General features: G+C 67.3%; 20 protein-coding genes. 15 read left to right on the top strand and 5 right to left on the bottom strand.

The features are described from left to right. The first annotated feature begins 6 nt into the window (after positions 1 to 6). The 7 genes from hflC to rpoD all read left to right on the top strand — a co-directional run bounded on the left by hflC (position 7) and on the right by rpoD (position 8,753). Positions 7 to 906: a protease modulator HflC gene (gene hflC / locus ABD022_RS03060; RefSeq protein WP_325124156.1), complete on the top strand. Its 900-nt coding sequence runs from the start codon at positions 7 to 9 to the stop codon at positions 904 to 906. Positions 907 to 926: 20 nt separating this feature from the next. Further along, positions 927 to 2,096 carry an ATP phosphoribosyltransferase regulatory subunit gene (locus ABD022_RS03055; RefSeq protein WP_343820186.1) on the top strand — a complete coding sequence of 390 codons (1,170 nt, stop codon included), beginning with the start codon at positions 927 to 929 and terminating at the stop codon, positions 2,094 to 2,096. An 83-nt stretch (positions 2,097 to 2,179) separates the two neighbouring features. Beyond that, positions 2,180 to 3,475: an adenylosuccinate synthase gene (locus ABD022_RS03050; protein ID WP_325124157.1), complete on the top strand. Its 1,296-nt coding sequence runs from the start codon at positions 2,180 to 2,182 to the stop codon at positions 3,473 to 3,475. A 75-nt stretch (positions 3,476 to 3,550) separates the two neighbouring features. Then, a complete protein-coding gene (locus ABD022_RS03045) occupies positions 3,551 to 4,111 on the top strand; it encodes a phosphoribosyltransferase (RefSeq protein WP_325124158.1) in 561 nt (186 codons plus the stop codon). A 181-nt stretch (positions 4,112 to 4,292) separates the two neighbouring features. Continuing rightward, positions 4,293 to 4,505 (top strand): 30S ribosomal protein S21, encoded by a 213-nt coding sequence (gene rpsU, locus ABD022_RS03040; RefSeq protein WP_043681943.1) that lies wholly within the window; start codon positions 4,293 to 4,295, stop codon positions 4,503 to 4,505. After that, on the top strand, positions 4,506 to 6,461 hold the full coding sequence (dnaG, locus tag ABD022_RS03035; RefSeq protein WP_343819978.1) for a DNA primase: 1,956 nt from the start codon (positions 4,506 to 4,508) through the stop codon (positions 6,459 to 6,461). Between the two features lie 66 nt (positions 6,462 to 6,527). After that, positions 6,528 to 8,753 (top strand): RNA polymerase sigma factor RpoD, encoded by a 2,226-nt coding sequence (gene rpoD / locus ABD022_RS03030; RefSeq protein ID WP_325124160.1) that lies wholly within the window; start codon positions 6,528 to 6,530, stop codon positions 8,751 to 8,753. A 227-nt stretch (positions 8,754 to 8,980) separates the two neighbouring features. On the opposite strand, the gene ABD022_RS03025 is transcribed toward rpoD, so the two are convergent. Further along, positions 8,981 to 10,888 (bottom strand): sigma-54-dependent Fis family transcriptional regulator, encoded by a 1,908-nt coding sequence (locus ABD022_RS03025; RefSeq protein ID WP_343819976.1) that lies wholly within the window; start codon positions 10,886 to 10,888, stop codon positions 8,981 to 8,983. A 320-nt stretch (positions 10,889 to 11,208) separates the two neighbouring features. Here ABD022_RS03025 and exaC point away from each other — a divergent pair, with 320 nt between their 5' ends. After that, entirely contained in the window at positions 11,209 to 12,735 is a 1,527-nt protein-coding gene (gene exaC / locus ABD022_RS03020) for an acetaldehyde dehydrogenase ExaC (protein WP_343819975.1), read from the top strand. 92 nt (positions 12,736 to 12,827) lie between these two features. Here exaC and ABD022_RS03015 read toward each other — a convergent pair whose 3' ends face one another. Further along, positions 12,828 to 14,189: a dicarboxylate/amino acid:cation symporter gene (locus ABD022_RS03015; protein ID WP_325124163.1), complete on the bottom strand. Its 1,362-nt coding sequence runs from the start codon at positions 14,187 to 14,189 to the stop codon at positions 12,828 to 12,830. Positions 14,190 to 14,467: 278 nt separating this feature from the next. On the opposite strand from ABD022_RS03015, the gene ABD022_RS03010 reads away from it, so the two are divergent. Beyond that, positions 14,468 to 16,342, top strand: a complete 1,875-nt coding sequence (locus ABD022_RS03010; RefSeq protein WP_343819973.1) for an ATP-binding protein — start codon at positions 14,468 to 14,470, stop codon at positions 16,340 to 16,342. Then, positions 16,339 to 17,730 (top strand): sigma-54-dependent transcriptional regulator, encoded by a 1,392-nt coding sequence (locus ABD022_RS03005; RefSeq protein ID WP_414647399.1) that lies wholly within the window; start codon positions 16,339 to 16,341, stop codon positions 17,728 to 17,730. Before ABD022_RS03010 ends, ABD022_RS03005 begins: the two co-directional genes overlap by 4 nt. Here ABD022_RS03005 and ABD022_RS03000 read toward each other — a convergent pair. Next, a complete protein-coding gene (locus ABD022_RS03000; RefSeq protein ID WP_325124165.1) occupies positions 17,652 to 18,638 on the bottom strand; it encodes a helix-turn-helix domain-containing protein in 987 nt (328 codons plus the stop codon). The two genes, ABD022_RS03005 and ABD022_RS03000, sit on opposite strands and share 79 nt — an antisense overlap. Before the next feature lie 206 nt (positions 18,639 to 18,844). Here ABD022_RS03000 and pobA point away from each other — a divergent pair, with 206 nt between their 5' ends. Then, positions 18,845 to 20,023 carry a 4-hydroxybenzoate 3-monooxygenase gene (gene pobA / locus ABD022_RS02995; RefSeq protein WP_325124223.1) on the top strand — a complete coding sequence of 393 codons (1,179 nt, stop codon included), beginning with the start codon at positions 18,845 to 18,847 and terminating at the stop codon, positions 20,021 to 20,023. A 45-nt stretch (positions 20,024 to 20,068) separates the two neighbouring features. Here pobA and ABD022_RS02990 read toward each other — a convergent pair whose 3' ends face one another. After that, a complete protein-coding gene (locus ABD022_RS02990; protein WP_343819971.1) occupies positions 20,069 to 21,004 on the bottom strand; it encodes a helix-turn-helix domain-containing protein in 936 nt (311 codons plus the stop codon). Between the two features lie 153 nt (positions 21,005 to 21,157). Between ABD022_RS02990 and ABD022_RS02985 the strand changes: the two genes are divergently transcribed. Both ABD022_RS02985 and ABD022_RS02980 read left to right on the top strand, forming a co-directional pair. Further along, positions 21,158 to 21,517 carry a protocatechuate 4,5-dioxygenase subunit alpha gene (locus ABD022_RS02985; RefSeq protein WP_325124167.1) on the top strand — a complete coding sequence of 120 codons (360 nt, stop codon included), beginning with the start codon at positions 21,158 to 21,160 and terminating at the stop codon, positions 21,515 to 21,517. Between the two features lie 2 nt (positions 21,518 to 21,519). Continuing rightward, on the top strand, positions 21,520 to 22,371 hold the full coding sequence (locus ABD022_RS02980) for a class III extradiol dioxygenase family protein (RefSeq protein WP_325124168.1): 852 nt from the start codon (positions 21,520 to 21,522) through the stop codon (positions 22,369 to 22,371). A 24-nt stretch (positions 22,372 to 22,395) separates the two neighbouring features. Here the strand turns inward: ABD022_RS02980 and ABD022_RS02975 are convergent, their stop codons facing one another. Further along, positions 22,396 to 23,112: an alpha/beta fold hydrolase gene (locus tag ABD022_RS02975; RefSeq protein ID WP_325124169.1), complete on the bottom strand. Its 717-nt coding sequence runs from the start codon at positions 23,110 to 23,112 to the stop codon at positions 22,396 to 22,398. Positions 23,113 to 23,288: 176 nt separating this feature from the next. On the opposite strand from ABD022_RS02975, the gene ABD022_RS02970 reads away from it, so the two are divergent. Next, positions 23,289 to 23,807, top strand: coding sequence for a MarR family winged helix-turn-helix transcriptional regulator (locus tag ABD022_RS02970; RefSeq protein WP_325124170.1), 519 nt, complete (start codon positions 23,289 to 23,291; stop codon positions 23,805 to 23,807). A gap of 128 nt (positions 23,808 to 23,935) precedes the next feature. Beyond that, positions 23,936 to 24,979 (top strand): aromatic ring-hydroxylating dioxygenase subunit alpha, encoded by a 1,044-nt coding sequence (locus tag ABD022_RS02965; RefSeq protein WP_325124224.1) that lies wholly within the window; start codon positions 23,936 to 23,938, stop codon positions 24,977 to 24,979. The last annotated feature ends 38 nt before the right edge of the window (positions 24,980 to 25,017 follow it).

Below are 25,017 nucleotides of genomic sequence, written 5' to 3'. Positions count from 1 at the left end.
CCCAAGATGCAACGCTTTTTCCCCGCCCTGGTCGGTCTGGTCGTGCTGGTCGCGGTGCTGTCTTCGTGCATGTTCGTCGTGCGCGAGCGTGATTCCGCGCTCCTGTTCGCCCTGGGTGAAGTCCGCGAAACCATCACCGAGCCCGGGCTGTACTTCAAGTTCCCGCCGCCTTTCGAAAACGTCGTCTACCTCGACAAGCGGCTGCAGACCATCGAGACGCGCGATCCGGAACGCATCCAGACCGCCGAAAAGAAGAACCTGCTGATCGACTCCTTCGTCAAGTGGCGCATCGCCGATCCCCGCCAGTACTACGTCACCTTCGGTGCCAACAGCAATGCCGCGGTCGAGCGCCTGCAGGCGCAGATCCGCGATGCATTGAACGCCGCCGTCAACGTGCGCACGGTCAAGCAGGTCGTCTCCAGCGACCGCGACACCATCATGAAGGAAATCCAGACGGCCGTGGCGCGCCGTGCCAAGCCCCTGGGCGTGGATGTGGTCGACGTGCGCCTGCGGCGCATCGATTTCGCGCCCGAGATCTCCGAATCCGTCTACCGGCGCATGGAAGCCGAGCGCAAGCAGGAAGCCAACCGCCTGCGGGCCAGCGGCGCCGCCGACAGCGAACGCATTCGTGCGGAAGCCGACCGCAAGCGCCAGGAAATCCTGGCCAAGGCCTATGCCGAGTCCCAGGCCAAGCGCGGCGAAGGCGATGCCACTGCGGCCGCCATCTACGCCAAGTCCTACGGCCAGGATCCCGAGTTCTACAGCTTCTACAAGAGCCTCGACGCGTACCGTTCGGCCTTCGCCGACCGCAGCGGCACCCTGGTCCTGAGTCCGGATTCGGATTTCTTCCGCTTCTGGGATCGCGCCGGAGGCGGCAAGACCGCCGCGCAGCCCGCCGTCCGCTGAACGAGGATCGACAGACCATGATGTCAAGCTGGCTATTGCCGGAAAACCTGTCGGACGTCCTGCCCGCCGAAGCGCGCCGCATCGAGGACCTGCGCCGCGAATTGCTGGACCTGTACCGTACCTACGGCTTCGAGCTGGTCGCGCCGCCGATGGTGGAATACCTGGATTCGCTGATGCCGGCCGACGACGAGGCCCTGCGCCTGCGCACCTGCAAGCTGGTGGATCAGCTTTCCGGGCTGACCATGGGCGTGCGTGCCGACATGACCATCCAGGTCTCGCGCATCGATGCCCACCTGCTCAACCGCGAAGGCGTCACACGGCTGTGCTATTGCGGGCCGGTGGTGCATGCGCGCGCGGCCGGCCTGTTGTCCGATCGCGAGCTGCTGCAGATCGGCGCCGAAATCTTCGGCCACGCGGGCGTCCAGGCCGACATCGAATCCATCCGCCTGGCGCTGGAATCCGTGCGTCGCGCCGGTGTGCGCCAGCCGCGCCTGGACCTGAACCACCCCGGCATCGGCCGGGCGCTGGTGGATGCCGATCCGGCCCTGGCCGAGGCCGCGGATGCGGTCTTCGCGCTGCTCAGCGCCAAGGACGTCCCCGGCCTCGAGGCCTTGTGCGCCGAATGCGGCGCGCGTGCCGACAGCCTGGACGCGCTGCGGATCCTGACTACGCTGTACGGCGGCCTGCCGGTGCTGGACCGCGCCCGCGAGTGCCTGCCCGGGCTGCCGGCCGTGCTGGCCGCCCTGGACGACCTGCGCACCTTGTGCGCGGCCCTGCCGGATGCGCCGATCGCACTGGACCTCGCGGACATGGGCGGTGGCTACGGCTATCACTCCGGGGTCATGTTCGCCATCTATGCCGCGGGCTGGCACGACGCCCTGGTGCGTGGCGGCCGCTACGATGGCATCGGACGCAAGTTCGGCCGCGCCCGCCCGGCCACCGGCTTCAGCCTGGATCTGCGCAAGCTGTCCGCGGGCCTGCCCGACGCGCAGCCGATCCAGGCCATCCGCGCGCCCTGGTCCGACGATCCGGCCCTGGCCGAAGCCATCCGCGCGCTGCGCAGCCAGGGCCGCGTCGTGATCCAGGCGCTGCCGGGCGAGCCCCAGTGCCCGGACGAATTCTTCGTGGACCAGGAACTGGTCGCCACCGGCGACGGCTGGGCCTTGCGACCCCTGGAAGGCGCCGCCTGAAGGCGTTGTCTTCGGGCACTGTCACCAATGGTATAAACTAACCCGTTTCCCATGGCGGCATTCCGTCGCCTTTCGAAAAGCTTATGAGCAAGAACATCGTCGTGATCGGCACCCAGTGGGGTGACGAAGGCAAGGGCAAGATCGTCGACTGGCTGGCCGAGTCGGCCCAGGGCGTCGTGCGCTTCCAGGGTGGGCACAATGCCGGCCACACCCTGTGGATCAACGGCCGCAAGACCATCCTGCGCCTGATTCCGTCGGGCATCATGCACCCGCACGTCACCTGCTACATCGGCAACGGCGTGGTCCTCTCGCCCGAGGCCCTGCTGGCCGAGATCGGCGAGCTCGAGGCCGCCGGGCTCGACGTGCGCTCGCGTCTGCAGATCTCCGCCGCCTGCCCGCTGATCCTGCCCTACCACGTGGCCCTGGACCAGGCCCGCGAGGCCCGCAAGGGCGAAGGCAAGATCGGCACCACGGGCCGCGGCATCGGTCCCGCCTACGAAGACAAGGTCGCGCGCCGCGCCCTGCGCGTCCAGGATCTCTACGATCCGGCCGTGTTCGACGAAAAGCTCGCCGAAGTCCTCGATTACCACAATTTCGTGCTGACGCAGTACCTGGGCGCCAAGCCTGTGGATGCCGCCCAGGTGCGCGACCAGGTCATGGCCCTGGCGCCGCAGCTCGAACCCATGGTGGCCGACGTCTCCAGCAACCTGCACATCGCGCGCCGCGCCGGGCACAACCTGCTCTTCGAAGGCGCCCAGGGCACGCTGCTGGACATCGACCACGGCACCTATCCCTTCGTCACCAGCAGCAACTGCGTGGCGGGTGCGGCTGCGGCCGGCTCGGGCGTCGGTCCGCAGGCCCTGGACTATGTTCTTGGCATTGCCAAGGCCTACACCACGCGCGTCGGTTCGGGCCCGTTCCCGACCGAACTGCTGGACGACACCGGCCTGCGCCTGGCCACGGTGGGCAAGGAATTCGGCTCGGTCACCGGCCGTCCGCGCCGCTGCGGCTGGTTCGACGGCGCGGCCATGAAGCGCTCGGTCATGATCAACGGCCTGACCGGCCTGTGCATCACCAAGCTGGACGTGCTCGACGGCGTCGAGCAGCTCAAGATCGGGGTGGGCTATCGCTACAAGGGCAAGTTCCTGGACGTCCTGCCGTATGGCGCCCATGCCGCCGCCGAAGCCGAACCCGTGCTCGAGGAAATGGCCGGCTGGTCGGAATCCACGGTGGGCATCACCGAATACGACAAGCTGCCGGTCAATGCGCGCCGTTACCTCGAACGCATCGCCGAGGTCTGCGACGTGCCCATCGACATGGTTTCGACCGGCCCCGACCGGCTGGAAACCATCGTCCTGCGCAACCCCCTGCAGGGTTGATGCGCCGGGAAAAAACCGAAACCGCAAGTCCGCTTGCGGTTTTTTCTTTCTTCTTCATCTGAACGGGAAATACCGATGAACATGCCACCGAGCACGGAGCGAGACCTCTGGGTCAGCTGGGAACAGTACCACGGCCTGATCGAGCGCCTGGCCCTGCAAGTCCATGAATCAGGCTGGACCTTCGACAAGATCCTCTGCCTGGCGCGCGGCGGCGTGCGGGTGGGAGACGTGCTGTCGCGCATCTTCGATCTGCCGCTGGGCATCCTGGCGACCAGCAGCTACCGCGAAGCCGCGGGCACGATCCAGGGGCAGCTCGATATCGCCCAGTTCATCACGATCACGCGCGGCACGCTGGACGGCCGGGTGCTGCTGGTGGACGACATGGTCGATACGGGCCTGACCTTCACCCGGGTGCGCGACCACCTGGTCAAGCAGTTCCCCGGCATCACCGAACTGCGCACGGCCGTGCTCTGGCAAAAGGGCCACGCCCAGGTCCAGCCCGATTACTTCGTCGAGCACCTGCCCACCAATCCCTGGATCCACCAGCCGTTCGAGGACTACGACAGCCTGCGGCCGCACCAGCTGGAATCCTGGATCCGCAAGGGCGTGCGCACGGCGTATCCCGAGTCGAAGTGATCCGGTGGGCGGGCCGCCGCTTCGCGCGGCGGGGATTCTTGCGCGCCGGCAGCATGGTCATGCCCCTGGTTTCATGTTAGAATCTTCCGTCTAATCAGGAATTTCCCTTTAACTTTACCGTGAGCGCACCGGATGCCTTGCTTCCGACGTTCATGAACCTTACAGGCTTTCAAGGATTTACATGCCGATTGTCCGCCTCAAAGAAAACGAGCCCTTCGAGGCTGCCCTGCGGCGCTTCAAGCGCACCATCGAAAAGACCGGTCTGCTGACCGAGCTGCGTTCGCGCGAGTTTTATGAAAAGCCCACCGCCGAACGCAAGCGCAAGCGCGCCGCCGCCGTCAAGCGCCACTACAAGCGCATCCGCAGCCAACAACTGCCGCCGCGACTCTATTGATTGATTCCTGATTCCTTCATTCAGGAACTGCTTGCGCGCGTCGATATCGTCGACGTCGTCGGCCGGTACGTCAAGCTGCGCAAAGGGGGCGCAAACCTGCTGGGTTTGTGCCCTTTTCACAATGAAAAGACGCCGTCGTTCACCGTCAGCCCGACCAAGCAGTTCTACCATTGCTTCGGCTGCGGCGCGCACGGAACCGCGCTGCGGTTCCTGACCGAGCACACCGGGGCGCCGTTCCCCGAGGCCGTGCGCAGCCTTGCGGCCAGCGTCGGCATGACCGTGCCGGAAGAGCCCCGCAGCCCCCGCCAGCGTGCGGCCGAGCGCGAGCGCCGCGAAGAAGGCTCGCGCCAGCAGCGCATCCTGGACCAGGCGCAGGCGCACTATCGCGCCGCCCTGAAGCAGGCGCCCGAGGCCATCGAATACCTCAAGCGCAGGGGCCTGAGCGGCGAGGTCGCCGCCCGTTTCGGCCTGGGCTGGGCTGGCCGGGACCGGCGCGGGCTGGCAGCGGTCTTCACGCACTACGAGGATCCCGCCTTGCTGGAATCGGGGCTGGTGATCGAATCCGAGGACGGCCGGCGCCACGACCGCTTCCGCGGCCGGATCATGTTCCCGATCCACAATCAGCGCGGGCAGTTGATCGGTTTCGGCGGCCGGCTGATCGAGCCGGGTGAGCCCAAGTACCTGAATTCGCCCGAGACCAGCCTGTTTTCCAAGGGCAGTGAGCTCTACGGCCTGCACGAGGCGCGCACCGGCATCCGCGCCGAGGGCTGCGTGATGGTGGTCGAGGGTTACATGGATGTCGTGGCCCTGGCCCAGTACGGGCTGAACAATGCCGTGGCGACGCTGGGCACATCCACCACGCCGGAACACCTGCGCAAGCTGCGCCGCGCCAGCGACCGCATCGTCTTCAGCTTCGATGGCGACGGCGCCGGGCGCAAGGCCGCCTGGCGTGCCCTGCAGGCCTGCCTGCCCTGGGTGGCCGAAGACATCTCGATGCGCTTCCTGTTCCTGCCCGAGGGCCACGACCCGGATTCCTATGTGCGGGCCCATGGCATCCAGGCCCTGCGCGCCTATCTCGACGAGGCGATCCCCCTGTCGCGCTTCATGCTCGACGAGCTGGGTTCGCGCCACGATCTGGGCGAGGCCGAGGGCCGGGCTGCCTGCGTGCACGAAGCCCGGCCGCTGTTCGCGCAGATGCCCGAAGGCGGATTCCGCCTGCAGCTGGAACGGGAATTCGCCCGCCTGGTCCGTCTGACGCCCGAGGAACTGTCGCAGCTCCTGGCGGCGGGGCAGGCGGCCGGCGAGGGGCGGCCCGCGGGGCAGGGGGGGGCGCCCGGCCCGGGCGCCAGCAGTCCGGCACGGTTTTCCTCCCCGGAAGGCCCGCATGCGGCGGCGCCGGAAGGCGCTGCGTGGCTCGACAGCGAGGATCCGGGCGCGGGGGCCAGCCTGGACGCCATCCCGCCCTGGCTGGACCAGGCCCCGCCGCGTGCCGCGCGCGAATCCGGCCGCAGGCCGCGCCGGGCAGGCGGGTCGCGGCAGGTCACGCCCATGGCGCGGCGACTGCTGCGCCTGCTGCTGGCGCACCCCGGCCTGGTGGCGGGGCTGGGGGACCAGCAGCTTGAATTACTGGCCCATCATCCCCATCTGGGTTTGGTGAGGGAGCTGATCGGGCTGGCCAGCGCCTGCGGCGCTGCGCATGCGGGGGCCTTGCTGCAGGCCGCCGAGCCCGAATCGGATCTCGCGCGGGCGATCCAGGACCTGTCCACCGAACTCATGGCGCAGGACCTACCCGACCCGCAGGCCGAATGGGACGATGCCCTGCGGGCCATCGAACGCCAGGCGGTGCAGGATCAATGCGACCGGCTGATCGCGTCCGGGCTGGCGACGGCGGAAGACCGCCGCCGCTATCAGGAGCTCAGCCGCCGGCTGGCCCGGCTCAAGGCCGGGGTGGGATGATTCTTCCTCGCAAGTGCAGTAAACTACATGGTTTTCAATAAGTTGTCGCGTCTACGGAACCCACACATGACCCAAGGAACTGGCAAGGCCTCTGCGGCCGCCAAAAAAACGGCTGCCAAGAAAACCAAGGCGGCGGGTATCGCGCCCGAAGCCGAGGTGAAGTCGGCCGGGGCGACTGCGGTGCCCGAAGCCGCCACGGCGAAAAAGGCCGTGCGCAAGACGGCAGTTGAAAAAACGGCTGAAAAACCTGCGGCCGCCAAGAAGGCCGCCGCGTCCAAGCCGCGTGCCGCCAAGGCTGCTCCGTCGGGGCGCAAACCCGGCCGCCCGGCCAAGAATGCCGGCAATGACGGCAGCGACTACGTGGACGACGACGTCGAGGACGGCGAGGTCATCCCCGATCTCAAGCCCCTGCCCAAGCGCGGCGGCAAGCGCGCCAAGGGCGAAAAGGACAGCCCGTCGCGCAGCCAGATGACGCCCGAAGAGCAGGAAGCCCGGCGCAACCGCCTGAAGATCCTGATCAAGCTCGGCAAGGACCGCGGCTACCTCACCTACGGGGAAATCAACGATCACCTGCCCGACGACCTGGTCGACGCCGAGGCCATCGACGGCATCATCAGCACGTTCAGCGACATGGGGATCTCGGTCTACGACCAGGCTCCGGACGCCGAAACCCTGCTGATGAGCGACAACGTGCCCACGGCCGCCAGCGATGACGACGTCGAGGACGAGGCCGAGGCCGCCCTGACCACCGTGGATTCGGATTTCGGGCGCACGACCGATCCGGTGCGCATGTACATGCGCGAGATGGGCACGGTCGAACTCCTCACCCGTGAAGGCGAGATCGAGATCGCCAAGCGTATCGAGGACGGCCTCAAGCACATGGTCATGGCCATCGCGGCCTGCCCGACCACGGTCAACGAAATCCTGGAACACGTGCGCCGCGTGCGCGAAGGCTCCGCCCAGATCGACGAGGTCGTGGACGGCCTGGTCGACGAGGAAGGCGAAGACTACGCCGGCTCGGGCGTGGCTTCCGACGACGACGACGGCCCTGCCGGCGGCATGAGCAGCAAGCAGCTGGAATACCTGCGCACCAAGGCTCTCAAGATCTTCGACGAGGTCGAGGTCTGGTTCGACAAGATGCGCGTGGCCTTCGAGACCGAAGGCTACCGTTCCGCCGCCTATGTCCAGGCGCGCGAGGCCATCCACTCCCAGCTGATGGGCGTGCGCTTCACCGCGAAGATGGTCGAGCGCCTGGCCGATGCCCTGCGCGCGCAGGTCGCCGAAGTCCGTGCCCAGGAACGCGCCGCCATGGCGATCTGCGTGAACCGCGCCGGCATGCCGCGCAACCACTTCATCAAGGCCTTCCCCGGCAACGAGACCAATCTCAACTGGGTGGACGAGGAAGTCGCGGCCGGCCACGATTATTCCGAGACCCTGGCGCGCCACGCGCCGGCGATCCAGGAAATCCAGCAGAAGCTGATCGAGCTGCAGCGCAACGTGGTGCTGCCCCTGAAAGACCTGAAGGACGTCAACAAGCGCATGGCCACCGGCGAGGCCAAGGCCCGCAAGGCCAAGCGCGAAATGACCGAAGCCAACCTGCGTCTGGTGATTTCCATCGCCAAGAAATACACCAACCGCGGGCTGCAGTTCCTCGACCTGATCCAGGAAGGCAATATCGGCCTGATGAAGGCCGTGGACAAGTTCGAGTACCGCCGCGGCTACAAGTTCTCCACCTATGCCACGTGGTGGATCCGGCAGGCCATCACCCGCTCGATCGCCGATCAGGCGCGCACCATCCGCATTCCGGTGCACATGATCGAGACGATCAACAAGATGAACCGGATCAACCGCCAGATCCTGCAGGAAACCGGCGCCGAGCCGGATCCCGCCACCCTGGCGCAGAAGATGGACATGCCCGAAGACAAGGTCCGCAAGATCCTGAAGATCGCCAAGGAACCGATCTCGATGGAAACCCCCATCGGCGACGACGACGATTCCCACCTGGGCGACTTCATCGAGGACACCGGCACCGTCTCGCCGTCGGATTCGGCGCTGCATGGTTCCATGCGCGACGTCGTCAAGGAAGTCCTGGATTCGCTCACCCCGCGCGAAGCCAAGGTCCTGCGCATGCGCTTCGGCATCGAGATGAGCACCGACCAGACCCTGGAAGAAGTCGGTAAGCAGTTCGACGTCACCCGCGAGCGCATCCGCCAGATCGAGGCCAAGGCCCTGCGCAAGCTGCGCCACCCCAGCCGCGCCGACAAGCTGAAGTCCTTCCTCGAAGGCCAGTAAGGCAGGTAAAGCGCAGCCGCAGGCTGCGCAGCAAGGGGGCCGCCTTTTTGTCGCAGGGCCGCCCCAAGGCAAAAACACCCCCTCGGGGGGCAGCAAGCAGCCGCAGGCTGCGCAGCAAGGGGGCCGCCTTTTTGCCGCAGGGCCGCCCCAAGGCAAAAACACCCCCTCGGGGGGCAGCAAGCAGCCGCAGGCTGCGCAGCAAGGGGGCCGCTTTCAGCGGTCCCTTTTTATTTCAGCTTGCGGTACAGCGTGCTGCGGTGGATGCCCAGGCGGCGTGCAGCGCGGCTGACGTTGCCCTGGCTGGCGCGCAGGGCCTGCTCGATGGCCCGCCGTTCCAGTGCGCGCAGGCCAGGATCAGCTTCGGGATCGCCGCAGGCGCCGTCGCCGGAAGGCAGGTCTTCGCCGTCACGGGGCATGTCGAGCCGATACGCCGGTGGCGTTGCGGATGCTGCCGCGATCGGATCGTGTCCGGGACGCCCGGCCGTGGCCGGGGCCGGCGGTGCTATGTCGCCGGGCAGGTCCTCGACGCCGATGGGGGCGGCCCCCGGGTGCTGGCAGCGCAGCCGGCGCAGCACGCTGAAGAGTTCCCGGTAGTTGCCCGGCCAGCCGTGGCGGGCCAGCGCATCGATCGCGTCGGCGCACAGGCGGCCTTCCAGCGCCCGGTAAGACTCGTCGATGAAGGCCGCCAGGTCGGGCCGCGCACGCAGCGGCGGCAGATGCAGCGGCATGTCCTGCAGCCGATAGTACAGGTCGGCGCGGAACCGGCCCTGGGCCACCAGCGCCTTCAGATCCTGGTGGCTGGCGCTGATCAGGCCGAATTCCAGGGGAACGCGCTTGTCCGACCCCAGGGGCTGGACCTCGCGTTCCTGCAGGACCCGCAGCAGTCGGGTCTGCAGTCCCAGCGGCATGTCGCCGATCTCGTCCAGGAACAGCACGCCACCCTGCGCCTGCCGCAGCAGACCGCGCGAACCTTCGCGCCGCGCGCCGGTGAACGCGCCCGGCTCATAGCCGAAGAGTTCGGATTCGATCAGGTGTTCGGGCAGGGCCGCGCAGTTGATGGCGACGAAAGGGCCGGCCTGCCAGGCGCTGCGGGCGTGGATATGGCGCGACAGGACTTCCTTGCCGGTGCCGGTCTCGCCGCACAGAAGGACGGCCAGGCCGGCATCCAGCGCGCGCACGGCCTGGTCCAGCAGGGGGCTGCTGATGGCGTCGGGCGCGGGCAGCGGGCGGGCCTTCGGGCGGGTGGCGGCCGGAACCGCGGGCCGGGCAACCGGGGCAGGGCGCGCCGGCGTGCGCGGCGGAACGACCAGGCGCCCGGTGAGGGGCTGGCCGTCGTGGCGATGCAGCGGCGCATCGCGGGTGTGCAGCGGTCCGTCGATCCATTGCGCGCACGGCGTGCCGATCAGGCGGCTCCAGTCCGCGTTCAGGGCCTGCAGTGCGGCCTCGTTGGCACCGGCGATGCGGGCGTCGTCGTCCAGCAGCAGAATGGCGCGGGTGTCGTCTTCCTGCCCCCGGCCCAGGCGGAAATCCAGCCGGCGCAGCGGGCTTTCGCCGAGGATCTGATCGGCGATGCCGCGCGCCATGCGCTGCACCAGGGCCAGCAGGTAATCGCGCTTGTCGTCGGCCGGGCATGACAGATCGAGGATGCCGAGGATTTCGCCCGCAGCGGAAAATATGGGCGCCGCGTGACAGCTGAGGATGCTGTTGCAGGCCAGGAAATGCTCGGCACCATGGATGCGCACGGCCCGGCCGTCGTGCAGGGCCGTGCCGATGGCATTGGTGCCGCGCTGGGGTTCGGCCCAGCTGACGCCGGGTTGCAGCGCCACGCGGCGCGCCTTGTCCCGGAAGCTGCGGCTGCCGCGTTCGTGCAGGATCAGGCCGCTGGGGTCAGCCAGCAGCACGACGCTGTGGGCCGAGTCCGCCAGCGCGCCCAGAGCGCCGAGGTTCGGCTCGGCCAGGCGCAGCAGATCGCGATGGGCCTCGCGGCGCAGGTCCAGGTCGGCGCGGGGCAGGGGATTGGGATCGGCCAGCAGGGCAGGGTCCAGTTCGGCGCAACGCGCCCAGGACTGGTGAATGCGCGTTGCGGCCTGCGGGCGAGGGCCTGCTGCCAGCTGGATCGTGGGCGGTGTCTGCATGGGAGTCGTCCTCCGGCCGGATGGTGCGGACACTGTCGCGGTCCGCAGCAAAGATTGTCGCCGCATGCGGCGCGGATTGTCGCAAAATGCGACAAGTCCATGTTTTGAAAGCCGATTCTTTTCAGTATGCCATCGCCGGAGGGTCTTTGAAAGACCGGAGCCGCAGGCGGTGGCCGGGCATTCCGGGTATCGCGGCTGCCGTATCCGGCATGGATTGGCATGGTCTTTGCTTTATCGGAAGAGAGCCCCGCCGCATGCCGCGGCGGCGCGCCTGGGTCAGGCCCCGCACGGGGCCGGCCCGCGACCAAGGAGACAGAGACATGGACATGACCGACCTGAAGCACTTTGGCATCGATATCGGCTTTCCCTACAAGAAACACTACGAGAACTATATCGGCGGGCGCTGGGTGGCGCCGGCCGGGGGGCAGTATTTCGACAATCTGTCGCCGATCACCGGGCAGGCGTTCTGCGAGGTTCCGCGCTCGGATGCGGCCGATGTCGAAGCCGCCCTGGATGCCGCCCATGCGGCGCGCAAGGCCTGGGGTGAGACCTCGGTGATGGAACGCGCCGGCGTGCTGCTGCGCATCGCCGACCGCATGGAACAGAACCTGCGCCTGCTGGCCGTGGCCGAGACCATCGACAACGGCAAGCCGCTGCGCGAGACCATGGCGGCCGACCTGCCGCTGGCCATCGATCACCTGCGTTATTTCGCCGGCTGCATCCGTGCCCAGGAAGGCGGGATCTCGGAAATCGACAAGACCACGGTGGCCTATCATTTTCACGAGCCCATGGGAGTCGTGGGGCAAATCATTCCGTGGAATTTTCCCCTGCTGATGGCTGCCTGGAAGCTCGGTCCGGCCCTGGCGGCGGGCAACTGCGTGGTGCTCAAGCCCGCGGAGCAGACCCCCGCCTCGATCCTGGTGCTGATGGAACTGATCGGCGATCTGCTGCCGGCGGGCGTGCTCAACATCGTCAACGGCTTCGGCAAGGAAGCCGGCGCGGCCCTTGCTTCCAGCAAGCGCATCGCCAAGATCGCCTTCACCGGCTCGACGCCCACCGGCAGGCACATCCTGCATGCGGCCGCCGACAACCTGATTCCCAGCACGGTGGAACTGGGCGGCAAGAGCCCGAACATCTTCTTCGCCAATGTGATGGACCAGGACGACGCCTTCTTCGACAAGGCCCTGGAAGGCCTGAGCATGTTCGCCCTGAACCAGGGTGAAGTCTGCACCTGCCCCTCGCGCATCCTGATCCAGGAATCGATCTACGAGCGCTTCATCGAGCGCGCCATCAAGCGGGTCGAATCCATGAAGACAGGCCACCCCCTGGATGCCTCCACCATGCTGGGCGCCCAGGTATCCAAGGCCCAGATGGACAAGATCCTCGGCTATATCGATATCGGCCGCGAGGAAGGCGCCCGCTGCCTGACGGGCGGTGCGCGCAACGTGCCCGGGGCGGGGCTGGACCAGGGCTTCTATGTCAAGCCTACGCTGTTGTTCGGCCAGAACGACATGCGCGTCTTCCAGGAAGAGATCTTCGGGCCGGTGGCCTCGGTCATGACCTTCAAGGACGAAGACGAGGCCATCGCCATCGCCAACGACACCGATTACGGCCTGGGGGCAGGGGTGTGGACGCGCGACGGCTCTCAGGCCTATCGCGTCGGGCGCCAGGTCCAGGCCGGCAGGATCTGGACCAACTGCTATCACCTGTACCCGGCGCATGCGGCCTTCGGCGGCTACAAGCAGTCCGGCATCGGGCGCGAGACCCACAAGATGGCGCTGAACGCCTATCAGCAGACCAAGTGCCTGCTGGTCAGCTACAGCCCGGACGCGCTCGGGTTCTTCTGATGTAGTTTGCCGTGCAAGACAACGCCGGCCATCAGGCCGGCGTTTTTCATCCGGCGCTCCGCTGGAGCGCCGGCATGCGGGGCGAGGCTGCCTCAGGCCGCCTGGACCTGGCTTCCTGTCCCGGCCTGGCCGATCGGCTGGGGATGGACGTCCGTGTCCAGCGGAACCGATCCCTGGGACAGGGCCTCGTCCAGGCGGCGCTTGTCCAGTTCGCCTTCCCATCGGGCCACGACCACGGTGGCGGTGGCATTGCCCACCAGGTTGGTCAGGGCGCGGCATTCCGACATGAATCGGTCCACGCCCAGGATCAGGGCCATGCCGGCGACCGGCACCGAGGGGATCACCGAAAGCGTGGCCGCCAGCGTGATGAAGCCGGCGCCGGTGACGCCGGCCGCGCCCTTGGAACTGAGCATGGCCACCAGCAACAGCAGGATCTGGTCGCCCAGGCTCAGGGGGATGTCGCAGGCCTGGGCGATGAACAGGGCCGCCATGGTCATGTAGATGTTGGTGCCGTCCAGGTTGAAGGAATAGCCCGTGGGGATCACCAGCCCCACGACCGACTTCGAACAGCCGGCGCCTTCCATCTTCTGCATCAGGGTGGGCAGGGCGGCTTCCGAGGAACTGGTGCCCAGGACCAGCAGCAGTTCCTCGCGGATGTAGCGCACCAGCCTGAGGATCGAGAATCCGTTGTAGCGGGCCACCGCGCCCAGGACGACCACCACGAACAGCACGGCCGTGACGTAGAACGTGCCCACCAGCATCGCCAGGTTCAGCACCGATCCGATGCCGTATTTGCCGATGGTGAAGGCCATGGCGCCGAAGGCGCCGATGGGGGCGGCCTTCATCAGGATCTCGACGATCTTGAAGACGGGGCTGGCCAGGGCCGTGAGCAGGTCCAGCACCGGCTTGGCGCGCTCGCCGATGATGGCCAGGGCGATGCCGAACAGCACGGCGATGAACAGCACCTGGAGGATGTCGCCGCTGACGAACGGGCTGAACATCGTGGCCGGGATGATGTTCATCAGGAAGCCGCTGATGGTGGACGCATGCGCCTTGCTGACGTAGGTGGCCACCGCGCCCTGGTCCAGGGACGCGGGGTCGATGTGCATGCCGGCGCCGGGCTGCACGACGTGGCTGACGATCATGCCGATGACCAGGGCCAGGGTCGAGAACGTGAAGAAATACAGCATGGCCTTGCCCGTGACGCGGCCCACTTTCTTCAGGTCGCTCATGGCGGCGATGCCGGTCGTCACGGTCAGGAAGATCACGGGTGCGATGATCATCTTGACGAGCTTGATGAAGCCGTCTCCCAGGGGCTTCATGGATTCGCCCAGGCTGGGCGCGTAGTGCCCGAGCAGGATGCCGATGGCGATGGCGAACAGTACCTGGACGTAGAGGATCCGGTAGAACCGGGGCTTGCGCGCGGGGACGGCGCGGGTCGGGGTGTCGAGCATGGTCCGTGTCTCCAGACAGGTGCCGGACGGGACGAGTCCGGCTCGTCTTTTCCGGCGTTTTTCTCAAGGAAAGGCGGCACCTGCCGCCAGGCCTGCTGGACACAGCCAAAGCAATCCCCGTGCCAATTTTTTCATGTACATGGGTATTCTTTCCAATGCATTGACAAAAAAGAATTTTTTCCAGAATGCGGGAGTCTGCGCCCGGGCCAGATGGGCGGGGTGTGGCGGAATTTCGCACATGCGTGCAGTAGAATGTCCGAAATTCCGCCACGCACGACATGCCTTCCCAGAACCTGCCCTCCACCTCGCGCGCCCCATGGCGCCGTTTCCCCGCCTGGGCAGCGCGCTGGCTGCTGGCAGTCGCGGGTATCGGCTTGCTGGTGGCGTTGCTTCTGGGGGTCGGGGCCTGGGCCCGCGAGCGCGCCTTGCGGGATCTGGAGTCCCAGGCCCGCGCCGCGGCGCAGCTGAGCCTTGCCGCGCTGAGCCACAAGCTCGACAAGTTTCACGCCATTCCGCGCGTGCTGGCGCAGGATACGGCGCTGGCTGCGGTACTGGCATCGCCCACGCCGAAGGCGCTGGACGGCCTCAGCCGCCGACTGGAGGCATTGGGCAGCGAGCTGGGGCCCGCCATCCTGTATGTGCTCGATGCGACGGGCTGGACGGTGGCGGCCAGCAACTGGCGTGAGCCGGATTCTTTCGTCGGCCATGATTATCGTTTCCGGCCGTATTTCACGGATGCCATGGATGCCCGCGACGGCGTGCACTTCGCCCTCGGGGTGGTGAGCCATGAGGCTGGCCTGTATCTGTCGCGCCGGATCGACGGCGCGCAGGGGCCGCTGGGGGTGGTCGTGCTCAAGATCGGTTTCCGCGACCTGGAATCCGCCTGGGCCCGCAGCGGCATGCCGCAGTTCGTGACCGACCGGCGGCATGTGGTGCTGCTGGGGTATCCGGAAGACTGGCATTACCGGGTGGCCCGGCCGATGTCGCCGGCCGAGGCCGTCCGGGTCCGTGCCAGCCTGCAGTTCGGCGCGGCGCCCCTGGACCTCTTGCCCCTCGATCCGATGCTGGTGGACCAGGGCGAGTCCCCGGTACCCCTGCTGCGTCTGACGCGCGCTGCCGCCGGCCTGGAAAAGGGCACGCAGGTCCTGCATGTCGAACAGCCGCTGGCGCGCATGGATGGCTGGCGCCTGCACCTGCTCAAGCCCGTTTCGGCCGCGCTGGCCCAGGCCGAACTGACCGCCCAGGCTTTGGCCCTGCTGGCCCTGGCGCTCACGGCCATGGCAGGGTGGTGGGCCGTGCAGCGGCGCCGCCGGGCCCGGGCGTTGCTGGCCGCGCGCGATGCGCTCGAGGCCGAGGTGCGTGCGCGTACCGGCGAATTGCGGCATGCCAACGAGCGGCTGCGGGCCGAGATCGACGAACGCCGCCGTGCCGAGGCGCGCTTGCACGAAATGCAGGACGAGCTGGTCCAGGCGAACAAGCTGTCGCTGCTGGGGCAGGTGGCGGCGGGTGTGGCGCACGAAATCAATCAGCCGGTCGGTGCAATCCGGACCTATGCCGACAATGCAGGCGAGTTCCTGCGGCGCGGGCAGGCAGACAAGGTGAGCGCGAACCTGTCGACGATCGCCCGGCTGACCGAGCGGATCGGCGGCATCACCCAGGAACTGCGGGCGTTCTCCCGCAAGCGGACCGCATGCATCGGGACGGTCGAGCTCGATGCGGCGCTGGATGGCGCGCTGATGCTTGCGGGGCCGCGCCTGGGGCGGCAGGGCGTGCGCCTGGAAGACGCGCGTGCCGGGCGGCCGTCCCCCCGGGTGCGGGCCGACGCCATGCGGCTGGAGCAGGTCTTCGTCAATCTGCTGCACAACGCGCTCGAGGCGCTCGCGGATACGGCGCATCCGGGCATCCGCCTGAGCGTGGAACGCAACGGCGCGCAGGTCCGGGTACGGATCCAGGACAATGGCCCCGGGGTCGATCCCGACGTGCGCGAGCGGCTGTTCACGCCGTTCTTCACCACCCGGGCACAGGGCGTGGGCTTGGGGTTGGTGATCTCGCGCGACATCCTTGCCGAATTCGGCGGCACGCTGGAAGTCCTGGACGTTCCCGAGGGCGCGGCGTTCGAGGTGGCCCTGGACGCGATGGAGGACATGGAATGAATCCGATGGAGGTGGTGTTCGTCGACGATGACGAGGACGTGCGCGACGCCAATGCCCAGGCGCTCGATCTACAGGGCGTATCCGTGCGGGCCTGCGCCAGCGCGCAGGAAGCGCTGGATATCCTTGCCGACACTTTTTCCGGTGTCCTGGTCACCGACGTGCGCATGGCCGACATGGATGGCCTGACGCTGTTCAGGCACGTGCGGCGGCTGGATCCCGAGATTCCGGTGATCCTCATCACCGGCCATGGCGATATCGAGATGGCGGTGGGCGCCATGCGCGAGGGAGCCTACGACTTCCTGTCCAAGCCCTATGCGCCCGAAAGGCTGCTCGCCGCCATCCGGCACGGTACGGCCCAGCGGCGGCTGGTGCTGGAGAACCGCCGGTTGCGGGCACAGGCCCCGGGCGGAGCCGATGCCGCCGAGTCGATGCTGATCGGCAATGCGCCGGCCATCGTGCGGATCCGCGAACTGCTGCGGCATGTGGCCGACGCCGACGTGGACGTGCTGGTGCATGGCGAGACCGGCAGCGGCAAGGAAGTCGTGGCCCAGGTTCTGCACCGGCTCAGCCGCCGGCGGGATGCGCCCTTTGTCGCCATCAACTGCGGCGCGCTGCCCGAGTCGGTGATCGAGAGCGAGCTGTTCGGCCACGAGGCGGGGGCCTTCACGGGCGCGCAGAAGCGCCGGGTGGGCCGCATCGAGCATGCCGACGGGGGCACGCTGTTCCTCGACGAGATCGAGAGCATGTCTCCGGCGATGCAGGTGCGCCTGCTGCGGGTGCTGGAAACCCGGCAGGTTGCCCCCCTGGGCACCAACGAACAGCGGGCCGTGGACCTGCGGGTGGTCGCCGCCACCAAGGCCGACCTGGGCGATCCGGCCATGCGCGCGCGCTTTCGCGAGGATCTGTACTACCGGCTCAATGTCGTGACGGTGAACATCCCGCCGCTGCGGGAACGACGCGAAGACATCCCGGTGCTGTTCGCCCATTTCGCCGGCCTGGCCGCCCGCCGTTTCGGCTGCCCGGTGCCGCCGATGGATTCCGCATTGTTGCGCCATCTGATGAGCCATGACTGGCCGGGCAATGTCCGCGAACTGGCGCATTTCGCGGACCGCTGCGCGCTGGGCGTGCAGCAGACGCCAGCCAGCGATCCGGCCACGCCCGCGCCGGCTGCCGGCAGCCTGCCCGAGCGCGTCGAGCGCTACGAGGCCGAGCTGATCCGCGAAGCCCTGGCCGCGCACGGCGGCGAGATCCGCGGCACGATCGAGGCGCTGGGGCTGCCGCGCAAGACGCTCTACGACAAGCTGCGGCGCTACGGCATCGACCGGCGGGCCTTTGTGCGCGACGATGCGCGGACCGAGGCCGCCGTGGGTGATTCCGCCGGGAACTGATCCCGGCCGCCGGGCTGCACGGCTGCGCTGCCCTGGTCCCAGGCGCGCTGTCGGAAGGCGCGCGGCGATTCTCCGGCCGCCTTGCGGAAGAATCGCGTGAAATGAGCGGGTTCTGAAAAACCCAGCGCATCCGAGATTTCACCGATGGTCATCGAGGTATAGACCAGGCTGCGTCCCGCTTCCAGCGCCAGCCGCTCATGGATCAGCTGCAGCGGGGATTTGCCGGCATGGGTGCGGGTGATGACGTTCAGGTGGGCGGCGGTCATGCCCATCTGCGCTGCGTACCACGCCACGTCGTGGTGCCTGGTGTACGAGGATTCGAGCAGCTCGCTGAAGCGGGTGTGGTGTTCCAGGCTCCGGGCGCGGGGCGGCCCGCCGGGATCCGCTCCGGAGCGCTGGCTGCGCAGCCGCGCGTAGATCAGCGTCAGCCAGGCTTCGATCCGTGCGTCACGGAAATCGTCCTGGGACAGGTAATGGGCATTCAGGTGCGCAAAGGCATCGCGCAGGCCCGTACCGCTGCCGCGCCCCAGCGCGTGGATGACGGGCTGCGCCGGCGGGGCGGCGCGCGGGCCCAGGATCTGGGCCAGGTGCGCCAGCAGAGGATAGGCGATCGTCACGACGTGGCCCATGCAGTTTTCGTCGAACTCGAATCCGTGCACGAAGGCCTGGGGCACTTCGACGATCGCGGGGCCTGTCACGGCATGCCGCGCTTCGTCCAGGCAGACGACGGCCCGGCCCCGGTGCAGGTAGAGAATCTGGTAGAGGCCCGAATGACGGTGGGGGCGGATATGCCAATTGTGCAATCGGCTGCGCGAAGCGATGGTCTCGCAGTGCACCCGCTCCGCCCTGGACCATTCCTCGCGGCCGCCATAGAGCTTGAAGATCGGGGCCTGATCGAAATATTTCATATTGGCAAGTTTAATCCTCAAAAATCCATTCAAAAAGAGGTCGGGATGGCGCAACATTCTGGAAACTTCCGGCGGAGCCGCCCGGGGATTCCCCGGCCCGCGCCGGTAGACCGCGCCTCCGCGGAATCCGCCTGGCGCGCCGATTCCATGCCTTCCCGGGCGACCGGGAAGGCGCATCCATCGAAAACAGAGGAGAGACCATGACCATCAAGACGCAAGTCGCCATCATCGGCGCCGGCCCTTCGGGGCTGCTGCTGGGCCAGCTGCTGCATCGCTGCGGCATCGACAATGTGATCCTGGAGCGCCATACGCCCGACTACGTGCTGGGTCGCATCCGCGCCGGCGTGCTGGAATACGGCTTTGTCGACCTGATGCGCGAGGCCGGCGTGGCCGAGCGCATGGACCGCGAGGGCCTGGTGCATGACGGCTTCACCCTGGCCTTCCAGGGGCGGCGCGAGCATGTCGACATGAAAGGGCTGACCGGCAAGTCGGTGCTGGTCTATGGCCAGACGGAAGTCACCCGCGACCTGATGGACGCCCGCAAGGCGAGCGGCGCCCCCATCTACTACGAGGCCGAGGATGTGCAGCTGTACGATTTCCTGGACGGCAAGCCGCGTGTCACCTTTACCCACCAGGGCCAGCAGAAGACGCTGGAATGTGCCTACATCGCCGGCTGCGACGGCTTCCACGGCGTGTCGCGCAAATCGGTGCCGAAGGACCGGATCAAGGAATTCGAACGTGTGTACCCGTTCGGCTGGCTGGGCCTGATGTCCGATACGCCGCCGGTCGAGGACGAGCTCATCTACGTCCACAATCCGCGCGGGTTCGCGCTGTGCAGCATGCGTTCGCATACGCGCAGCCGCTACTACATCCAGTGCAGCCTGGCGGAGCACGTCGATGAATGGTCGGACGACCGCTTCTGGACGGAACTCTCGGCCCGGCTGCCGGAGGACGTCGCCGCCAAGCTGGTGACCGGTCCTTCCATCGAGAAGAGCATCGCGCCGCTGCGCAGCTTCGTGGCCGAGCCGATGAAGTTCGGCAACCTGTTCCTGGTGGGCGATGCCGCGCACATCGTGCCCCCGACGGGCGCCAAAGGCCTGAACCTGGCTTCCAGCGATGTCTACACCCTGTATCACGCCCTGCGCGGGGCCTGCCTGGACGGGCGCCCCGAATTGCTGGACCGTTATTCGGAAATCGCCCTGCGCCGCGTCTGGAAGGCCGAGCGTTTCTCCTGGTGGATGAGCATGCTGCTGCATACTTTCGACGACGACGCCTTCAGCCAGCGCATCCAGAAGGCCGAGCAGGACTACTACACCAGCACCCGCGCCGGCCTGACCACGATCGCCGAAAACTACGTCGGCCTGCCCTACGAGCCGGTGGTCTGACGCAGCCGGCCCGATCTGCCGGCCGGCCGCGGGCCGGGCGGATCGTCAGGGTTCGCCGGAAGGGCCGTCGCCGGGCGCCAGGGCCCGGCGGCGGAAGTCCTTGGGCGACATCCCCGCCAGCCGCTTGAAGAAACGGGTGAAATAGCCCGGGTCCGCGAATCCGAGCGAATCGGAGATCGCGCCGATTGTGCGCGGCGTGTAGATCAGCTCGCGGCGGGCCTCCAGCAGCAGGCGCTCGTGGATCAGTTCCAGCGCCGACTTGCCCGCCAGGGCCTGGACGATGGCGTTCAGGTGCGCAGGGGTCACGCCGATGCGCTGCGCGTACCAGGCCACACGGTGCTGGCGAGTGTGGTGTTCCTCGATCAGCCGCGCATAGCGCGTCAGGTGCTGGCTGCCGGGGTCTGCACCCGTGGCGGCCGTGCCGGCCGGATAACCCTGGCGGTGGATCCACACCAGAATGCCCGCCAGCAGCGCTTCGAGCAGGGGGCCGCGCTGCGGGCTGTGCAGGCCGCGGTATTCGCGGTCCAGCCGGTGGAAGCTCAGGGCCGTGTGCCGTGCGGCCTCGTCGGCATCCATTGCCAGCACGGCGGGATCGGTGGCGGCGCTCAGGCCCAGGCCGAAACGCGCACACAGTCCGTGCAGCAATGCATAGGTCAATGTCAGGATGTAGCCCCCCGAGCCGGGCTTGAAAATGAATTCGTGAACGACTCGCTGAGGCACCAGGACCAGCCGTCCGGGGCCCAGCGTGCGCGCCTGACCGTCCAGCACCACGGTGACTTCCCCCGATTCCAGGAACAGCACCTGGAACAGGTCCGTGTGCTTGTGGGCCGCCACATGCCAATTGTGCAATTCTTCCTGGGCAGCGATGGTTTCGCAGTAAAGCGGGTCCGAGGCCGTCCAGACATTCCCGTAGCCGTAAAGTTTGTAGATGGGAATGGCCGTGTGGTCATGGGCCGGGGGCGCCGGGGTCAGCGGTTCCATGGCGTCCTCCGGATCGTGGGTGCCGATATCTGCGAAATGTACATTTTTAAAAAACAAAAGTCCATTCTCCGGGCCGTCGTCCTGCGCCACCATGAGGCTGTCCGTTCCCGCCGCGTCATCGGCGCGGCGGCTTCGATTCCAAGGAGACATCCCATGACAGCAGCCACACGCAAACGCCGGCGCCAGATCCCCGGCACCGTGATCTTCGACGGCGATCTGGCCCGTATCGGCTATGCCCTGAACCGCATGTGCTTCAGTTTCAATTCGGCCGAGTGCCGCGAGGCCTTCCTGCGGGACGAGGAAGCCTACATGTCACGCTACAACCTCACGGAAACCCAGAAAGAGGCCGTCCGCAGCCGCCAGGTCCTGCGCATGATCGCCGCCGGGGGGCATCCCTATTACCTGGCCAAGCTGGCCGGGATCTTCGGGCTGGACATGCAGGACATCGGCGCCCAGCAGACGGGCGTCACCAAAGAGGCCTTCCAGGCCAAACTCATCGCGGCGGGAGCTTGATCATGGCGCACATCATCGGCAGCATCAGCACGTCTCACGTGCCGGCCATCGGCGGGGCACTGGCCCGCCAGAAGCAGCAGGATCCTTACTGGAAGCCCTTCTTCGACGCCTACGGCAAGGCGCGCGAATGGCTGGGGCGCGAGCGTCCGGATGTGGTGGTCATCCTGCACAACGATCACGGCCTGAATTTCTTCCTCGACAAGATGCCGACCTTCGCGGTGGGCGCCGCGGACGCCTACAAGAACGCCGACGAGGGCTGGGGCATCCCGCCGCTGGCGGCCGCGCGCGGCTGCGTGGACCTGTCCTGGCACATCGTCGAGACTCTGGTCGAGGACGAGTTCGACATCACCACCTGCCAGGAGGCCCTGATCGACCATTCGGTCTCGCTGCCCCTGGCGCTGCTCTGGCCGGAAGGCAAGGATGCAGGCGAATGGCCGGTGGAAATCGTGCCGGTGTGCATCAATACGGTGCTGGCGCCGTATCCCTCGGCTGCGCGCTGCTACCGGCTGGGACAGTCGCTGCGCCGTGCGATCGAGTCCTGGGACGATGACCGGCGCGTGCTGGTCGTGGCCAGCGGTGGCCTGTCGCACCAGCTCGACGGCGAGCGCGCCGGTTTCATCAACAAGCCCTTCGATCTGCAGTTCATGGAGAGCATGGTGTCCGACCCGACCTGGGTCACCCGGTATTCCAACGACGAACTGGTCGAGCTCACCGGCACCCAGGGGATCGAACTGCTGATGTGGGTGGCGGCACGCGGCGTCCTGGACGATACGCCGGTCCGGCAGCATCACGCGCATTACCACGTGCCGATCTCCAATACCGCGACCGGCCTGCTGGTGCTCGAACCCGCCTGACCCTAAGCCCCCGGCCTGATCGCGTCAGGCCGCCAGGCCTCGCCGCGCCAACCAGCCCGTGATCGCGGACAGGCAGGCACCGGGCGCCTCGAACGGCGCCATGTGGCCTGCCTGCGCGATGGCTTCCAGTGCCGCGTCCGGCATCCGGGATGCCATGTCGGCGTGGCGTTCGAGCGGGCTCCAGCGGTCTTCGGTGCCGCTCATCAGCAGCACCGGGCAGGCGATCCTGCCCAGCAGCTCCGTCGCGTCGGGCCGTCCGATCAGGGCCTGGATCTGGCCGGCGAACGAATCCGGTGTCGAGCGCAGGACCATGGCCCGCATCCTGGCCATCAGGGCCGAGTCGACCCGGGTCCGGGGGGCGATCATGCCATCCAGCCAATCATCGGCGATCGCCTGGACGCCACCGGCGCGTGCGGCGCGCACCAGAGCCATGCGCTTTTCGGTTTCGCCTTCGCCCAGACCCTGGTAGCCCGTGTTCATCAGGACCAGGGCGCTGCAGCGCTCCGGCGCCTGGCGTGCCATTTCCAGGGCGATGCGGCCGCCCATTGAGTGCCCCGCGACGATCAGCGGCCCCGCCGTTGCCGCCAGCACGTTGCGCGCCGCGTCGGGCAGGGAATCGATGTCGCTCAGGTCGGCGGCCAGCACGTGGCCCCGGCGCGAAAGCGGGCCGATGAAATCTGCCCAGGTGTCGGCATCGCACAGCAGGCCGTGCAACAGGACGAAAGTGGGGCGCGCATTCATGGAGTCTCCTTGGGGTGGATGCCGGGGGTTGGCGCGCACGCGAGCCGCGCGGATCGGTTCGCGCGCCGGGCGCTGTCTGGACGATAATCCGGTTTGATGCAAAAAGGGCGCCGGGGCGGCGCCCGCCCGTGTTCCTTTCCGGCCGCTCGCCCGGCGGCCCCCGGCGAGATGCCTGCATGTCCGATCCGATCCTGCGAGAACCGCTCTACACCCAACCCGGTCACCTGCTGCGCCGTGCGCAGCAGATTTCCGCTTCGATCTTCCATGATGAGATCGGCAGCCGGGTCACGCCCATGCAGTATGCCGTTTTGTGCGTATTGCTGGACAATCCCGGGGTGGATCAGGTGTCCGTGGCGGGTCTGGCGGCCATCGATACGTCCACGGCGGCCAGCGTGGCCACGCGGCTCGAGGAAAAGGGGCTGCTGTCCCGCCGGGTGGACCCGGCGAATCGCCGTCAGCGGATCCTGACGCTGACCGAGCAGGGTCGGAATCTGCTGCACGAACTCAACGATGCCATCGAACGCCTGCACCGGCGCATCTTCGAGAAATTCTCGCCCCAGGAAGAGGCCAGGTTCATGGAACTGCTGCAGAAGCTGGTGGACGTGAACAACCACCAGAGCCGGGCTCCTCTGACGGCGGCCAGGCCGGGGCCGGCCGATGGCGCTGCTGGAAACCCTGTTTCCGACAAGGTCTAAGGGTAAGCACCGATATGTCATTGCGGTCCGAGAAAATAGGATATACCTGAACATTCAGTGTACTGAATATTATCTCGAACAATAGACCGGGCCGTGCGTTCGCCTGCGCGCCCGCGAGGAGACCGATGATGTTCCCCAAGAATGCCTGGTACGTGGCCTGCACGCCCGATGAAATCGCGGACAAGCCCCTGGGCCGCATGATCTGCGGCCAACCCGTTGCACTTTACCGGGGCGCCCAGGGCCGCGTCGCGGCACTGGAGGACTTCTGCCCCCACCGGGGCGCCGCGCTGTCGCTGGGTGCGGTCGTGGACGGCAACCTGATGTGCGGCTACCATGGCCTGGTCATGGGCTGCGACGGCAAGGCGGTTTCCATGCCCAAGCAACGCGTGGGCGGCTTTCCCTGTATCCGAAGCTACCCAGTCGTGGAGCGGCACGGCTTCGTCTGGATCTGGCCGGGGGATCCCGAGCGCGCCGACGAATCCGCCATCCCCGACCTGTTCTGGGCCGACCATCCCGAATGGGCGTATGGCGGGGGGCTTTATCATATCGACTGCGATTACCGGCTGATGATCGACAACCTGATGGACCTGACCCACGAAGCCTACGTGCATACCGACAGCATCGGCCAGACCGAGATCGACGAGGCGCCGGTCCAGACCCGCGTGGAAGGCGATCAGATCGTGACCAGCCGCGTCATGCACGGCATCGTCGCGCCGCCTTTCTGGCAGGCCGCCATGCGGGCCAACGGACTGGACGACCAGGCGCTGGTGGACCGCTGGCAGATGTCGCGGTTCACCGCGCCGGGCAACGTGCTGATCGACGTGGGCGTGGCGCTGGCAGGCAAGGGAGGCTTCGAGGCTGATCCCCGCGACAAGGTCTCGGCGGTCGTCGTCGATTTCATGACACCCGAGACCGAATCCTCCCACTGGTACTTCTGGGGCATGGCCCGTCATTTCAAGCCCGATGACGACGCCCTGACCGATTCGATCCGCACGGGGCAGGGCAGGATTTTCAGCCAGGATCTGGCCGTGCTGGAAGCGCAGCAGCGCAACCAGCGCAATTTCCCGGGCCGCCGGCTGCTGTCGCTGGACATCGATGCCGGCGGCATGCGGGCGCGGCGCGTCCTGGACCAACTGGTCCGGGCCGAAGCCGAAGCAGAGGCCGCGGGCTGAAGGTTTGAAGAAGGCTCGGCATGTCCGTCGGGCCGATT

It is taken from the genome of Castellaniella daejeonensis (genome assembly GCF_039523555.1).
GTDB lineage: Bacteria > Pseudomonadota > Gammaproteobacteria > Burkholderiales > Burkholderiaceae_B > Castellaniella > Castellaniella daejeonensis.
The sequence above is the reverse complement of the archived record's forward strand: the minus strand, read 5'-3'. Positions and strand labels throughout refer to the sequence as shown.

Bases quoted from the DNA above. Each gene is read 5' to 3' on its own strand.
- ABD022_RS02980 (WP_325124168.1), top strand. From the start codon at position 21,520: ATGGCGCACATCATCGGCAGCATCAGCACGTCTCACGTGCCGGCCATC.
- ABD022_RS03025 (WP_343819976.1), bottom strand. From the start codon at position 10,888: ATGCAGACACCGCCCACGATCCAGCTGGCAGCAGGCCCTCGCCCGCAG.
- ABD022_RS02970 (WP_325124170.1), top strand. From the start codon at position 23,289: ATGTCCGATCCGATCCTGCGAGAACCGCTCTACACCCAACCCGGTCAC.
- ABD022_RS03010 (WP_343819973.1), top strand. From the start codon at position 14,468: ATGCCTTCCCAGAACCTGCCCTCCACCTCGCGCGCCCCATGGCGCCGT.
- ABD022_RS03050 (WP_325124157.1), top strand. From the start codon at position 2,180: ATGAGCAAGAACATCGTCGTGATCGGCACCCAGTGGGGTGACGAAGGC.
- ABD022_RS02965 (WP_325124224.1), top strand. From the start codon at position 23,936: ATGTTCCCCAAGAATGCCTGGTACGTGGCCTGCACGCCCGATGAAATC.
- rpsU (WP_043681943.1), top strand. From the start codon at position 4,293: ATGCCGATTGTCCGCCTCAAAGAAAACGAGCCCTTCGAGGCTGCCCTG.
- rpoD (WP_325124160.1), top strand. From the start codon at position 6,528: ATGACCCAAGGAACTGGCAAGGCCTCTGCGGCCGCCAAAAAAACGGCT.
- hflC (WP_325124156.1), top strand. From the start codon at position 7: ATGCAACGCTTTTTCCCCGCCCTGGTCGGTCTGGTCGTGCTGGTCGCG.
- ABD022_RS02975 (WP_325124169.1), bottom strand. From the start codon at position 23,112: ATGAATGCGCGCCCCACTTTCGTCCTGTTGCACGGCCTGCTGTGCGAT.
- ABD022_RS03005 (WP_414647399.1), top strand. From the start codon at position 16,339: ATGAATCCGATGGAGGTGGTGTTCGTCGACGATGACGAGGACGTGCGC.
- ABD022_RS03055 (WP_343820186.1), top strand. From the start codon at position 927: ATGTCAAGCTGGCTATTGCCGGAAAACCTGTCGGACGTCCTGCCCGCC.
- exaC (WP_343819975.1), top strand. From the start codon at position 11,209: ATGGACATGACCGACCTGAAGCACTTTGGCATCGATATCGGCTTTCCC.
- ABD022_RS03000 (WP_325124165.1), bottom strand. From the start codon at position 18,638: ATGAAATATTTCGATCAGGCCCCGATCTTCAAGCTCTATGGCGGCCGC.
- ABD022_RS02985 (WP_325124167.1), top strand. From the start codon at position 21,158: ATGACAGCAGCCACACGCAAACGCCGGCGCCAGATCCCCGGCACCGTG.
- ABD022_RS03015 (WP_325124163.1), bottom strand. From the start codon at position 14,189: ATGCTCGACACCCCGACCCGCGCCGTCCCCGCGCGCAAGCCCCGGTTC.
- ABD022_RS03045 (WP_325124158.1), top strand. From the start codon at position 3,551: ATGAACATGCCACCGAGCACGGAGCGAGACCTCTGGGTCAGCTGGGAA.
- ABD022_RS02990 (WP_343819971.1), bottom strand. From the start codon at position 21,004: ATGGAACCGCTGACCCCGGCGCCCCCGGCCCATGACCACACGGCCATT.